The organism is Vibrio sp. DNB22_10_4 (genome assembly GCF_052879755.1).
Genome location: NZ_JBNNXW010000146.1, coordinates 1 through 225, shown reverse-complemented (window position 1 = coordinate 225; position 225 = coordinate 1). Strand labels below are relative to the sequence as shown.

General features: G+C 44.4%; 1 tRNA gene. It reads left to right on the top strand.

From position 1 onward, the window contains the following. Window positions 1-71, top strand: a tRNA-Met gene (locus ACVA6Q_RS25030). Window positions 72-225 lie beyond the last annotated feature (154 nt).

The following is a 225-nucleotide window of genomic DNA, read 5'->3' as shown; positions in this document are numbered from 1 at the left end:
GTAGCTCAGCTGGTTAGAGCACATCACTCATAATGATGGGGTCACAGGTTCGAATCCCGTCGTAGCCACCATTTATTACAACTTGTAGGTTTACCTTCAAGTACAACGTTAAGATTGAGTTATACCAATTACTCTCTTAACTACAAAGTTTGTTGCGGAAGTGGCGGAATTGGTAGACGCACCAGATTTAGGTTCTGGCGCCGCAAGGTGTGAGAGTTCAAGTCT